We start from the raw sequence: 14519 nt of genomic DNA, 5'->3' as shown, positions 1-14519 counted from the left end.
ATGAATGGTTATAAAAAAACTATTATTTTACAATGGGTTTTTATCTTTGCATTGTTAATACTAACTTTTTTTTCTTTTAAGAAAAGCAATGACCTTGCTGGGCAAATCGATTCACTGAGTAGTCTAATAGAAGATAGTAAAGGACCGACAGAAGCGGATAGCGTTTCAAGTCAAATTGCTGTGTTAGATGATCAAATCTCAGAGCAAAGAGACCAGATAAGCACTTTAAGTTCTCGCATGGATGATGCTGAAAGTGGCATTAAAAAGAATTCTAATAAAATTGATGACTTCTGTTTGATAAAAAATATCTGTATTTAAGCTGTCAACAGCAAAAGCCTTTATCCCATATAACAGCATTTAAGATTACAGAAGTCCGTAGTCTTAAGTGCTTTTATTATGTCTGATCAAAACCAAACAAACCTTACAATTGGTCAATTATTCGAAATCAACCAAGGGAAAAATGCAACACAGATTGCAGATACCGAAGCACGTGCACGAAAGGCTGCAAAGGATTTAGGTTTAGACTATAACAAGATGACTGAAACACCTGAGCAAATCGCATCAGTTGCAGATGAAGTCACAACACAAAAGAAGCTCAACGAAGTTATTTCAAGCGATCCCGTTCTTGGTAAATATGCACTAAATCCTAATCAAGCAGCGGTTTCGCTTGATGACTTTGGTTCACTAAAAAAGATCAGTGATAGCGTTTCGTTGTTTGGTTCAAGTCTTACAGATCCACGTCAACAAGTCACCTATGACGATTTACAAAATGCGATCGTTAAAGGCGCATCTACTGAACAACAAAAGCGTTTGCAAGACCTCGGTGTATTCCAAAAACCTGATACAGTAAAGCCGACAGTTAGTAACCTATTAACTGATCAGCTGAATGCGCCTTTTTTTCCGAAAGCACCTGAACAACAAATCAAAGAAGTACATGACCAAATTTTAAAAGAACAAGGTGCATATGCTGCGGCACGCTTCAATCGTTACATGGAGAATCAAAAGTTTTGGGCCAGCCAAGGCCAATTGCTACCACAGGAAGAACGTGAAGGCAGCACCAATTGGGATGCAACCAAGCGTGGTTATGCATCGCTATGGCAAACCATTGGTGCGGCTAAATATGCAGCCACTGGTGACGATAGTATGTTGCAGCGATTCACTGATTATAAAAAGCGCCTTCCACAATCCCAAGAATTAGTGACTTTACTAGATGATATGGGGCAGGCCGCAAAAACAAATGAATCAGGTTGGCTGGGTGCAACTCAAGAATTTATAAATAAAGCAGACGGCGGAACAATAACTGAATTAGCGCTTGAGCAACTCCCACCAAGCTTGATCGGCTTTGGGCTTGGTGCAGGTGCAGGGAGTGTGTTAAGTCAGACATTGACAAGGAACACTGCAAAATATGCCCCTATTTTCATGTCAATTGAGAAAGCTCAAAACTTAACCCGAGGCGCGGCATTTGTTGGCGGTGCGATTCAGGGCGGTATCGGTGCGGGTACAGCTGACGTTGCGATTTCATATGGTCAAAACATGGCTGAAGCGCGTGAAAAGTTTCTAACACGCCAAGAGCAAATTGATTATGCAGCTGCTAAGACATGGGGGTCTGCTAAATATTCAGCCTTAGGCGGTTTGTTATTGCCTGTTAGTTTTGGCGGTGCATTGCGAACTGTAGGCGGTCAAGCAGTCATCCAATCTGCAGCAGGTGTTTATTCAGTTCAAGGTGCGGCTGATGCAGTGGGTGAAAAGGCAGACCCGGTTGAAATGGCGTTAGAGGGCATGTTGGGCATGATTATGGCTGCCCCTGAAGTTGCCATAGTTTCAGCAGGTAAAGTTAAAAACCAACGTACTGCCGAATTTGCACTGGACCAATTGCGCCAGGATCAACAACAGGATGCGGTGCGGTCTAGCGCTCTTGCTGCAATCCTTAATACCTTAGTAAATCGTAACCGTGAGAGCAAAACCAATCAGCGCGATGAATCTGCAAGCCAAGATTTCTTGCGCCAAGCGATTGCGGAACATGGTGCAATTGATGAAGTCTATATCGATGGGCAGACCTTTAACCAATTATTGCGTGATCGTGATATTGCACCTGAAGATTTGTTTTCACGTGCGCCAAGTCTGCAAGATCAGTTAGGCAATGCCCAAGAATTTGATGGCACAGTGCAGATCCCAATTGATGAGTTTGTGTCGTCCATGTCGGCATTGGATGATGCAACAGATTTCGTAGAAAATGTTCGTTCACGTCCTGATATGCCAACGCTTAAAGAAGCACAAGAGAACCTGGCAAAGACTACAGAACAAATGCGCCAAGAGTCTGAAACTTACTTGGCTGAGCAAGTAAAGTTTGAAGTGGCCGAAGATTCACGGGAAATTGTTGCAACCGAGATCCAGAATCAACTTGGTAAAACAGGAACTTTTAACGCTAAATACAACCGCGCTGCAGGTGAACTGGCTTCAGCATTTTATTCTACGTTGGGGGATAAGTTAGGGATTACTGCTAAAGAAGCGTTTGACCTTCATCCGATTCGAATTGTAGACACGCCCAATAAAGATACGGGCGTTACCTTTAAACAAGCTGATATTCCTGAGCAATCAGAAAGTCTTGAATCTTTAGTTAAATCAATGCGGGAAAACCATGGAATTGAGCTCGGTTTAACTGGTAAAGGTTCAGTTATGTCTTTGCATAAAATCCTAGTGCCTGAGGCACAACGCAACCAAGGCATTGGCACCAAGGCAATGCAGGACATTATTCGATATGCTGATGCTACTAATAGAACAATAGCTTTAACGCCGAGTGCAGATTTTGGTAGTAACAAGAGTCGATTAACAAACTTCTATAAAAGACAGGGTTTTGTTGAAAACAAAGGACGCAATAAAGATTACGAAATATCAGAAACCATGTATCGAGCGCCAATGGGTAAGCGCTTTAACCAAGCCAATGGAGGGGTAAGAGGTTCGATTACATTTAGTGCTGGGCAAGATGGGTCAATAATTGTTTTAAGTAAAAATGCTGACTTCTCTACTTTTGTGCATGAACTTGGACATCATTTCTTAGAAATGAATATGGATATTGCGATGCGTCCTGATGCACCTGCACAAGTCCGTGAAGATATGGAAACAGTATTGAAATGGGCAAAGGCTGATTTCAAAGATATTGGTGAATGGGATTTTTTCACTGACGCTGAAAAAACTGAAGTACATGAAAAATTTGCTGAAACTTTTGAGCAATATGTTTTTACTGGCAAAGCGCCAAGCATTGACTTAAAGCAAGTTTTTAATCGTTTCCGTCAGTTTATGATTGCTGTTTATCGCAATGTGGAAAAATTCTTGGGTATCAATGACCGAGCAGAATTGAACAATGATATTACAGGCGTTATGGATCGTATGCTTGCATCAGAGAGTGCAATCCAAGAGGCACAAGCGGCTGCAAATTTAGAGATGCTGATTCAGCAAGATGATGCGATGCGTATGGGCATTAGTCCAAAAGATTATGACGAAATGCGACAAGACCATGAGGTAGCAACAGAACTGGCAATTAACACTCTTGAGCAGAAAACGCTGCAAAACTTATCCTGGTATCAAAAACAAAAAACTAAGTATTTACGAACACTGCAACGTGAAGCGAATAAAAAGCGTGAGTCAGTAAAACAGGAAATTGCAAAGGACGTAGCACAAGAACCGATCTATCAGGCCATGATGTTTTTGCGTCAACCATTAGATAAAGTTGAAAAGCGCGATTTAAATAATGTTCAATCTGAGAGGGATACATTGTTTGAGGCAATTGCAAAGTTAGGCGGACTCGATGTAAAAGAGATTGAATCGACTTGGGGTATTGATCAAGCTGCAAAAATAAAATCAGGCATAGGTAATAAGCCAGTTGTTCGATCCTCAAAATCTAGAGTAAGAGGCCTTTCAATTGAGGAAATGTCGGAACGTCTTGTCGAGTTTGGTTACTTGGCAAAAGATGAAAACGGCAAGTTTGATACTAGAGAATTGGAAGACCGCTTTGCAGATGAGTTGATCGGCAATAAGCAATACTCTAATGAAGTTGACCCTGCGTTGCTTGAATATGCTCAAGACATGGATATTTTGCAGCGGTATGCCGAAGGCTTGGTCACCAAAGGCAAATTGTCTTTAGATTGGATTGAGGCGAAATACGGTAAAGACAGTGAGGTATTTAACCAAGTTTCAAAAGGTGCTTACGGCATTGCCCAGCGTGGAGGTGAAAACCCCGACTTAATTGCCGAGATGTTTGGTTTTGAAAGCGGCGATTCCTTGATTCGTGACTTAATCAATTCTCCAACGCCTAAACAGCGTATCGACCAATTAACTGATGAACGCATGGCAGCGCAATATTCTGAATTCTATGATCAGCAAAGCATTACTGAAGCAGTTGAAGCTGCATTGCATAATGATATTCGCGCTCGTATGTTGGCTGCAGAAATGGCAGCTTTAAACGGTCTTATGGGGCGTAAATCAGCATTAAATGAAGCAGCCAAGGCGGTTGCTCATGACATGGTCCAAAGACAAAGAATCCGTGATATTCGCCCTCATATGCGAGCACAAGACGATGCTCGTTTAGGGCGTATGGCAAACGAAGCGTTTAAGAAAGGCGAGACAGTAGATGCGGCTCGACACAAGCGCAATCAACTCGTCCAATTCTATGCAACAAAGTACAGCTACGATGCAAAGGACCAAGTGCAACAAAGCCTGAACCTTGTGAAAAAGGTATTTGGCAATAATGAAAAATTAGCCAAGAGTCGTGATTTTGATATGGTCACTGCGGCTCGCGGAATACTGGGCAAATATGGTTTAGGTCGTGATTCATCAAACTATGAACAGCAGCTTGAATTAATCCGAAAATATGATCCGACTACCTATGCTGAAATTCAAAACATTGGTGTATTGCCTGAAAACCAAGATTTTAAAAATCTAACTCTTGAGCAATTCAGCGCAGTAATTGCAGCAGTAGAAACACTTTGGCATCGCTCCCGCGACAATAAGATTTGGCACACCACGAATGAAGCTTTTGAGCGTGAGCAGGTCCGAGAAGAATTAATTCAACAATCCAGCGGTAAGAAAAGTATTGAGAAAATCCAACAAACAATGTTGGGTCGAGATAAGGTTGCAGAATTAAAAGCGAGATTTATGGAGTTGGGTGCATCCGCCAAACGTGTTGATCAAGTTGTAACTTGGTTGGATGGTGGTCCAACAGGTAAATATCGTGAATACATTCTTAATCCGATGCAGGACGCTTTAAGTAAATACCGTATTGAAAAAGCCAAAATGTTAGATCAAGTTGTTAAAACGTATGAAGGTTTTGGCAAATTAGACAATTCAAAAATTGCAGCACCAGAATTAAACAACTACACGTTTATAGGTAAACAATCTTTACTGCACGCAATCATGCATACAGGTAATACAAGCAACAAAGAACGCTTAGTGCTTGGGTATGGTTGGGGCAGTCGCTTGGAAGATGGTTCAGTTGATTTTAGCGGTTGGGACCAATTCTTTAACCGCATGATCACAGAGGGAACTATCACCAAAACAGATATGGATACGATTCAAAAGTTTTGGGATTTGTTTGATAGCTATAAAGAAAAAGCACAAATCACACATAAAAAGATTAATGGCCGCTACTTTGATGAATTGCCAAACTCACCTGTAATGACACCTTTTGGAGAGTATAAAGGGGGCTATGTTCCTGCTGTATATGATCGTTTGCGTTCAAATGAACAAGACCGCATTCAGGACAAGAATCTAGCAGAAAACAACTTACAAGCTTTGGATATCGCCACCACTGGTGCTAATTTCACTAAATCACGTGTTGATCGTTATCACGATCAGCTTGAACTTGATTTGTCACGTTTGCCAAGCCATTTAGACAAAGAATTGCGGTACATCCATTTGGAACAGCAAGTTCGCCAAGTGGGGCGCTTGCTGTTGAATAAAGATTTCAGAAATGAGATTGAGCGCGTATTGCCTTTTGGTGTTAAGCAGATATTTAACCCATGGTTGAAAGCTGTTGCAAATCAATCTGTAGACGAGAGTTCAGGCTCACATGTGTTAGATCGAGTGTTTAGCGTATTGCGCCGAAACACGGGTATCGCAATCATGTCTGCCAACTTAAAGAACGCAGTAGAACAGTTAACTGGCTTTGCACAAGTTACCGTTGCAGTACCGCCTAAACATTTAATCAAAGTCCAAGCGGATTACTTTAGATCGATAGCATCACGCCAAGACATGGCAAGTGACATTATGGATATGTCCGATTTTATGAAAACACGTTGGGATCGAGCAGCTGACGAGTATCGATATGCAATTGATGAAATCGTATTTCAAAAGAATGCATATCAAACAGTGAAAGATTTCACGATGAAGCACGCATATTTCTTACAGACCACGATTCAACGCCCAATGGAGATTGTTACTTGGCAAGCGGCCTTCAATAATTTCACAGAAAAGGGTATGAATCAATATGATGCAGTCCATGCTGCAGATAGCGTTGTGCGTCAGTACATGATGGATATGTCACCTGAAGGCATTTCAAATATAGAACGTGGTACGCCCGCTAAGCGAATGTTCTTGATGTTCTATAACTGGTTCAACATGGTGTGGAACACGGCCAATTCAGAAGCCAAACTTGCACTTGAGTCCAGCAACGGCAGTTGGGTAAATGCGTCACCACGATTGGCTTATATCGCATTAATGATGATTTCTATCCCTGCCATGGTTTCACAGTTGTTATTTATTCTATTTGCGGGGGGCATTAAGGATTATGACAACGAGGATGACAAATGGAGCGATTTAGCTGAGCAAATGGCTTTATCACAAGTGAAAATGCTCACGGCGTTTGTGCCGTATGCCGGTAACATTGCCAATGCCGCAATCAGTAATACAGATGGGAATGTGATGAATGACCGATACACTGCCTCACCTGTATTCAGCATCGGTGAAAGTGGGCTTGCACTGATTCAACACGCAAAACGTGCTTTAGATGATGAGAAAGAAATTAACCAAGGTAAAGCAGCAAAAGACCTTTTAAACACAATGACGTTTGTTACTGGCATACCATTTTCAATTCTTGGTAAGCCAACTGGGTATTGGTTAGATATCTTTAGCGGGAAAAAAGATGAACCTAGAGATGCAGTTGATGCAGTGCGCGGAACGATAAGTGGTAAACACGCTCCGCAGGATTAAGTGTATGATAAGAGTACAAAAAATATAAAGGATTAAATAATGAAAATTGAAAAGATCTTTTTTGTACTACTCTTTGGGTTTTGCAGTACGTTCTCCTACGCAAAGCCCACACTATCTCCAACAGATGCGTCGAATACATGCTCTCCAACATTAGACGCTTTTTATAATCCGACAGGCCATTTAGCTACTACTTATCTAATATCAGAGTATGCAGGGCAAGATTTAAAGAATTCACTCATATTATCTTATTTCTCTCAATATCCCGACGAAGATAAAGAGTTTGACGCAATAGTAAATGCTGTTAAAAACAAAATCCCTTTTGCAAATGATGATTTTACATTGGCTGTTGTAACTAAGTTACACTCGTTGCATGGAGGGGGTAGCAAACAAGTTAAGCAAAGAAGACTTGCTTTAGAAGCTGCGATCAAAAAAAATTTGGAAAATCCAAACGATTTGTGGAAAGCAGGGCTGTTGATACATGCTTTTGGGGATTCATATGCCCACACTATAAACGCTTTCGAAAGTGATAAAGAAGAAGCTTTTAAACCTGAAGTTGGTCACTTGTTTCATTCAATTATTGGCGAAGACCCCGATCAAATAACAAGAAAGGAAAATCAAAAGAAATATCTAGCCTATGTTGATAAATTATTTGGGATTTTAAAAACTGATCGTGCTGATCAAGCGGCATTAAATAGCTTTATATTAAAAGTTGAAAATAGTTCATGCGTAGACGATGCTTGTTTGAAGAATGAAATATTGCGTGGGAATAAGCAGCTAATTAATAACTTTAAGATGTGTATGACTACTAAAATGAAACCTTTGACCAGGCAGCAAGTACAAAGTGTAATGGACGAAATTAAATAACCTGTTGACACCACAAGCTTTGCATCCAACTATTTAAATCTCACCTTTTCTAAAATGGCTGTATTAATACGGCCATTTTTATTGGTGGGAACAATGACTATTCCAAGTTCAGAGCGGATAAGCCAACTTTATGTGGGCAATAACAGTAATACGCGGTTTGATTTTACCTTTCGTGTTTTTGAGCAAGAAAGCGAAACTGGTATTTCTATTCGTTCTAAAGATGGGGATGAATGGAAAACGGTTCCAAAAAACGATTATTTAGTCACCCTTAATGATGAAAATCAGGGGGGATATGTAACTTTTAAAAAAGCTCCTATTTCGGATACTTATTTTTATATATTGGGCAACACACCAAACGATCAACTTTTAGATATTACGAACTATGATAATTTTTATCCTGATGCGATTGAAAAGGCATTGGATAAAATTACTGCAATTTTAATTGAATGGGGGCATTTACTAGGATCAGAGACTCAATCCAGAATATTGGCAGATATTCATTATGATCAACTTTCGCTACAACGAGATAACGAACTTAAGGATTACATTGATGCCCTAATTGGAAATATCACTGGCGGAGAATTTCCACCGATAACTGATCGATTTGTAAAGACTTGGTCAGGCAGATTACAAGTTGAAAAAAATAAAGACATTATTCATGCAAAAGACTATGGTCTGGTCGGAGATGGTTCAGATGAAACTTTGAAACTCAGGTCTATTCTGGAAAACACTAATAGCGTCATATTGTTTGAAAAAAATAAGACATACGGATTTAAGGGAACTTTAAATCTTTACGGGAATACGATTTTATTTAATTCAGCAAAACTATTAAATCTTGAAGCACATGCAAACTGGTCTGTAATCGTATACGCAAATACATGTATTTTAGATGAAATTTATTTAACTGTTCAGAACAACAATGGGATGCGCATAATTGAGTCAAATGTGAATATTAATTCTATACGAGTTGAATCCATTAATGAGTCTCCGCTTTTAGGCTGCATGCTATGCCCGCTTGTTGACACTGATTATATTACAAATATAAAGGTGAAAAACATATCAACAAAAAACTTCAATAGCCATGTTCAAGTATATCGAGTAACTAAATCAAAAGTTGATGTTATAAGTATGACAAATTATGTTGTTGGCTTATATTTCCGAGATTGCCAAGATTCGCACTTTGGTGAGGTATACGCAAGAACATTAATGTCTAGAGGTTTGGGTGTAGCCGGGCAAAATGCGATTTTATTCGAATCGGTTTTAGGGAACAATAGCACAAGAAATGTTTCATTTGACGTAGTTGATGTCGAGGATTCTGCCGAGCATGGTGTTCGTCTTGGAGGAGTATATTCAATCGACAATATTAGTTTTGGGTATGTCAGAACAAGAAATTCAGGTGCAGGATCAGCGGCAACGGGCGGTGGCGGATTTAAGATACTTGGAGGGAATAGAACTAATGATTTTAATTACCATACTAACATCAAGATCGGAACTTTAGTTAATGAAGATTGTGCTGCTACAAAGGGGCTTAATAACTTTGCAGCTTTAATTATTTCACATGCAAAGCATGTGCACATTGGCAAACACATCGTACGTGCTATTAATAAACCTGTGAGTGCAAGACGTGGAGTTCATTTAGCATCTTGTGAAGATGTCTCTATTAGTTCTCAAAGTTATAATAAGTTACTAGGCAATGCTGTTTTATTTTTTACAAATGAAGATCCAGTGATGGTTGCCCTTGATACCGTAAAAAATGTGAGGATGCTAGATTTATTTAGTGATGGTAATGAGAGTGACAAAGTTACTGCAGCGATTTATTTTTCTGGAACAGTAGTTAAAGTAAGTGATATCCATATTATTTGTCACAACCTTAAGTATAATTTTGTTGCATATTCCGTTGGCGTTACAACGGGAAGTTATGACAATATTAATTTAGACGTAGAGTTTAAGACTCTTACTGATACGACTGGGTTAGCTCCACCAATTAGATTATCTGCAAATCCAGGGGAATTTTTAGTAAATATTCGAGGCCCTTTTTTTGGTACATTTGGTTCATCGGCATCTAATGGTAGTAGATGGACTGATGCAAAAAATGATATATATTATTTAAGAAAAGCTGCCGCATGGCGACAAATAACAACGAGTTAATCATGTTAAATAAATATCAAGCTTTAGCGACTAGAGCATGGGTTAATGGAAATAAAGTAATTGTAGAGACAGAAACAATTAAGGGGCATACGTACGCTTTTTATTTCCATCACTCGAAAGGGATAGAAAAAGAGTTCTATAAAGAACGTAATGCTTTTGAATTTGATTTTATCCCTTTAGAAAACTGCATCACAACTGTGTCATTTTTTTATAAAGATATCCAAACGGGAAAGGCAGAAAGAGTTGATAAAAAGTATTCTTACAATAAAGATAGGAATACGCTATATGAATTTGAACCAAAGATAATCGAGGAAACAGATGGGCATCTGATTGAAGAATACAACATTGATTCGGATGTTACTTTTATTGTATTTAGCCCGGCGGGGTGTGATAAGAAAAGTGTTACTTTTGGGCTGTATTTCTTAATTAACAAAGGTTTTAATCTAATTTCGTGCAAACATGATGATAACTTCTTCCAAACATTAAGTTTTGAAAGGTTTAAGAACCTAGTTTCCCCCTTAATACAAGGGAAGAAAGTTTTTCTGTATGGCAGTTCACTAGGGGCCTATGCTTCTATTTACTTTGCAGGAGCTGTAAATGGTACGGCCATAGCCGCAGCTCCTAGAAATCCATATCATCCTGAACTAAGAAGTCATAAAATTAATTACGATCATCTTGAATTTACTCACTCTTGTTTAAGTAAAGTTCAACAAACAACAGAAAATGTTTATGTATTTTTAGATAAGTATGACGTTACAGATATGTATTTCTATAGCACTGTGATACAGCCTTACTATAAAAAAATATCTTTATTTAGTGTTGATTACGCTGGGCATGAGGTTTTAATCCACTTAAATAGAACTCACCAGCTGTCCGATTTAATTTCTAACATAGTCTTCAACGATAAGATTGAAATAAATCCTGAACTAGAAAGTGAATACACACTATTAGGACGGATTAGGATTTTTTATCAACTGGAACGGTATCGAGATGTTGAAATGCTATCCAATAGAATTCTATCTTCCAGTGAGTATAGTGAAACTAGCAAAAATACTGCAAATTTTTATTTAAATAAGCTTAATTCCCAAAGTGTATTGAAAGCTTAAATTTTTATGTCTTAAAAGCCCCTTGATAGGGGCTTTTTGCTGTCAACAGATTTCGATACTTCACAAGTGCACTTTCTTAAAATGGATAAAACATTTTAGGTGTAATTGCTTTGGATAAATTAACAATAAAAGAAGTTTTAGCGGGCTTAATAACATACGGTTGGATCATTGCATTATCAATGTTCGGTGGATTAGTCGCATTTATTAGAAGACTCAACCAAGCAAAAGAGCCGCAGCCACTCAACGTTGTTTTTTGGCGCTTAACTGGTGAATTAATTATCAGTGCGTTTGCTGGGATTATCACTGTCCTGTTGTGTATTTATTGGGAGATGCCACTCGTATTAATTGGGGTGCTAGCGGGTATCGCAGGGCATCTCGGTGGTAAAGCGATCGACACCTTTGTACTGATCTGGAAATCAGTAATTAGTGGAGGAAAGATCCAATGAAAATGACGACACAAGGCTTTGCTGTATTACGTGAAGCGTTTGGGAAATTAACCCAAAGTCAGGTTGAAGAAATCAATTTTATTGTTTCAGCAATGGCCCAAGACAAGTCGATCAGCTATGCGCAAGCAGCATATGTTCTTGCTACAACGTGGCATGAAACAGCAAAGACAATGTTACCCGTGGTCGAGTATGGGAAAGGTAAAAACCGTACTTATGGTACATGGTATTTGAATAGTTTAGATCAACGCTATTGTTTTAAAAATAGCAATAAGCAGGCGGCTTACCTCTGTGAAGACCATCCATATTTATATTATGGTCGTGGCTATGTGCAATTAACTTGGTATGTAAACTATGAAAAGGCATCAAAGAAACTTGGAATTGACTTGGTACAGAATCCCGAACTTGCAACCCAAAAAGAATATGCAATAAAAATTATGCTTGAGGGCATGAAAGAAGGTTGGTTCACTGGTAAAAAACTCAGTGACTACATCTATCAAAGTAAAAAAGATTATGTGAATGCACGACGTATTATCAATGGCACTGACAAAGCAAATTTGATTGCGGGTTACGCTGAAACATTTGAGTATGCTTTGAGGCGTCCCTGACATAGCTACTCATTCTTGTAAACGCTCATTACCTTCATTGGTAGTGAGCGTTTTCTTACTTTTCATTTTTAAATAGCGCATCACATTTAATTTTTATTAAAATTAATATATGGAGAAGTCTTATCTAAAATAGGATCAAAAAAGTTATCTTCAAAATACTTTTTGCTATCTTTTAGGAGTATTTTAAAATTATCAATTGATTCAGCAGATTCATTATTAAAATTGTATGTGAGCAATCCTGAGATCAACCTTTGGTAGCCATTAAATTCAAATATTGAATCGTCATTTAAATTTAGATCTTCATAGTTGAATTTATACATATCAATGCTACTTCTTAATAAATCTAATATCTCGTTATACTCTTGTTTTAAAATATTGTTTTTATCTTGAAGAGTTAGCCTTTCATTTTCATGTTCCAAAATTTTTGATGGGGACAAAGGAGCATCAGCAGGAGGGTTGCGAATATACTCATTTGTTTTTGTAAATATGATTGCGGTTTCAAAATTTTTATCGCATAACTTCTTGAGTCTTAAAAGATGTATCTGAATATTTTTAGCAAGTTCAGACCTATTAGATGAAGACTGTGTGTCTTTCCATGTTTCAAAAAGCTTAGCTGCTATTATTGCTGCACCCAAGGTTGCAAGTGCTGAAAAAAAAGAAATACATAAATCCATGGCATCTTTAAATGCGGATTCATTTTGCTGGTAGAACATAATTAAAAATATAATACAGAAAAAAATTACTGTCATTGTTACTATGTAAACACATGTATCCTTTAAAAACTTTTTAATATCTTTATCCATTATGATATAACCCAATGTATTTAATAATGATATTGTAATCTAATTATCCAACTCTCAAAAGTCCTTCCCATGTGAACGGATTATTGCTGAGATTACCACGTGACATTGACCAAGCTCGGTTAGGCATGAAGCAAGGTCCAACGCCGATTTTCTTTTTACCGAATTTTTCTTGTATTGCTTCATAAGTTTTCATTAACTTTTCTTTTTCTTCTATTTCTTGCATATCAGTTAATAAGTCATAGATATGCGATGACTTTGGTTCTAAACATGTGAACATCACGCCACATTTTTTAAACTTGATACCTGGTTTAAATACGTGCGTAACCATTATTGTTGCTGCTTTCACAAAATCAGTAACGCAATCCGTAGGCTGGGGAAATGCAAACGAAACAGATTTGTTATAAAAAGGGGTGTTTGCATCAAAAGGGTTTGATTGAGCAAATACAATCAAGCATCCGCATAGTGATTTGTCAGCACGTAATCTCTTACATGCATCTTGGGCATGAAGGGCGATAGCTTCTTTCAAATCTTGAAGTTCAGTAACTTTTTGCCCGAAGGACCTACTCGATATGATCTGCTTTTTGCTTGGTGGGGTGTCTTCAATCTCAATGCATGATACGCCTTGCAACTCACTAACAGTACGCGCCATTACTATGCTGAACAGTTTTTTCATCTGAATAGGATTGCTACAAGCTAGGTCAAACACTGTGTTGATTCCCATGTTTTGCAGTTTCTTTGTGTGCTGTCGACCTACGCCCCAAACTTCTGACACATCGATCTTTGCTAAATAATCCTCTTTATTACATAGGTCCATTCTTGCTAAGTCGCATACACCATTAAATTGCTTGTTCTTTTTAGCAATGTGGTTTGCTAACTTGGCTTCTGTTTTACTTCGGCCAATGCCAACACAAACGGGCAAGCCAAGCCATTGCCAAAGCGTATTTTTCATTTCGTGGCCATATTGCACAAAGTCTATGTAATTAGAAAACGTTGTTAAATCTAAGAATACCTCGTCAATTGAGTAGCGCTCAATCTCTGAGTTAGCAACAAATCCCGAAAGAATATTGTAAAACCGTTTAGACATTTCCTCATACATTGCGTAATTGCTAGACATAACAACAACGTCATTGCGCTCAACAATATCCCTAATTTGGAAAAGCGGTACGCCCATTTTGATCCCGATATCTTTCGATTCTTGGGAACGCGCAACGGCGCAACCGTCATTGTTTGAAAGGACTATGACAGGGCGATTATTAAGCTTTGGATTAAACACGCGTTCACAAGAAACATAGCAGTTGTTTACATCAACGAGTGCGAAAATTCGGTCTTTCATGGTTAACTTGA

General features: G+C 38.5%; 9 protein-coding genes. 7 read left to right on the top strand and 2 right to left on the bottom strand.

Annotated features, from left to right (window positions below; all coding sequences use genetic code 11):
• The 7 genes from F993_RS11530 (at position 1) to F993_RS11560 (ending at position 12372) form a co-directional block, all read left to right on the top strand.
• Positions 1-318 (top strand): hypothetical protein, encoded by a 318-nt coding sequence (locus F993_RS11530; RefSeq protein WP_004653804.1) that lies wholly within the window; start codon positions 1-3, stop codon positions 316-318.
• A 78-nt stretch (positions 319-396) separates the two neighbouring features.
• Complete coding sequence (locus tag F993_RS11535; RefSeq protein ID WP_004653803.1) at positions 397-7203, top strand: hypothetical protein; 6807 nt, start codon at positions 397-399, stop codon at positions 7201-7203.
• A gap of 39 nt (positions 7204-7242) precedes the next feature.
• Positions 7243-8067, top strand: coding sequence for a hypothetical protein (locus tag F993_RS11540; protein ID WP_004653801.1), 825 nt, complete (start codon positions 7243-7245; stop codon positions 8065-8067).
• A 93-nt stretch (positions 8068-8160) separates the two neighbouring features.
• On the top strand, positions 8161-10215 hold the full coding sequence (locus F993_RS11545; RefSeq protein ID WP_004653800.1) for a hypothetical protein: 2055 nt from the start codon (positions 8161-8163) through the stop codon (positions 10213-10215).
• Between the two features lie 2 nt (positions 10216-10217).
• On the top strand, positions 10218-11321 hold the full coding sequence (locus F993_RS11550) for a hypothetical protein (RefSeq protein ID WP_004653798.1): 1104 nt from the start codon (positions 10218-10220) through the stop codon (positions 11319-11321).
• A gap of 110 nt (positions 11322-11431) precedes the next feature.
• Positions 11432-11767: a phage holin family protein gene (locus F993_RS11555; RefSeq protein ID WP_004653797.1), complete on the top strand. Its 336-nt coding sequence runs from the start codon at positions 11432-11434 to the stop codon at positions 11765-11767.
• Entirely contained in the window at positions 11764-12372 is a 609-nt protein-coding gene (locus tag F993_RS11560) for a glycoside hydrolase family 19 protein (protein WP_004653796.1), read from the top strand. The genes F993_RS11555 and F993_RS11560 overlap by 4 nt, the downstream gene beginning before the upstream one ends.
• An 86-nt stretch (positions 12373-12458) precedes the next feature.
• Here the strand turns inward: F993_RS11560 and F993_RS19890 are convergent, their stop codons facing one another.
• Complete coding sequence (locus tag F993_RS19890; protein ID WP_004653795.1) at positions 12459-13175, bottom strand: hypothetical protein; 717 nt, start codon at positions 13173-13175, stop codon at positions 12459-12461.
• Between the two features lie 43 nt (positions 13176-13218).
• On the bottom strand, positions 13219-14508 hold the full coding sequence (locus F993_RS11565; protein ID WP_004653793.1) for a Y-family DNA polymerase: 1290 nt from the start codon (positions 14506-14508) through the stop codon (positions 13219-13221).
• Between the last annotated feature and the right edge of the window lie 11 nt (positions 14509-14519).

The organism is Acinetobacter proteolyticus (genome assembly GCF_000367945.1).
GTDB classification, from domain to species: domain Bacteria; phylum Pseudomonadota; class Gammaproteobacteria; order Pseudomonadales; family Moraxellaceae; genus Acinetobacter; species Acinetobacter proteolyticus.
Note: the sequence above shows the minus strand (reverse complement) of the source record. Positions and strands in the feature narration are given on the sequence as shown.

What these genes read in the sequence shown, in the direction of transcription:
- F993_RS11530 (WP_004653804.1), top strand. Translation starts at nt 1, where the DNA reads ATGAATGGTTATAAAAAAACTATTATTTTACAATGGGTTTTTATCTTT.
- F993_RS11535 (WP_004653803.1), top strand. Translation starts at nt 397, where the DNA reads ATGTCTGATCAAAACCAAACAAACCTTACAATTGGTCAATTATTCGAA.
- F993_RS11540 (WP_004653801.1), top strand. Translation starts at nt 7,243, where the DNA reads ATGAAAATTGAAAAGATCTTTTTTGTACTACTCTTTGGGTTTTGCAGT.
- F993_RS11545 (WP_004653800.1), top strand. Translation starts at nt 8,161, where the DNA reads ATGACTATTCCAAGTTCAGAGCGGATAAGCCAACTTTATGTGGGCAAT.
- F993_RS11550 (WP_004653798.1), top strand. Translation starts at nt 10,218, where the DNA reads ATGTTAAATAAATATCAAGCTTTAGCGACTAGAGCATGGGTTAATGGA.
- F993_RS11560 (WP_004653796.1), top strand. Translation starts at nt 11,764, where the DNA reads ATGAAAATGACGACACAAGGCTTTGCTGTATTACGTGAAGCGTTTGGG.
- F993_RS19890 (WP_004653795.1), bottom strand. Translation starts at nt 13,175, where the DNA reads ATGGATAAAGATATTAAAAAGTTTTTAAAGGATACATGTGTTTACATA.
- F993_RS11565 (WP_004653793.1), bottom strand. Translation starts at nt 14,508, where the DNA reads ATGAAAGACCGAATTTTCGCACTCGTTGATGTAAACAACTGCTATGTT.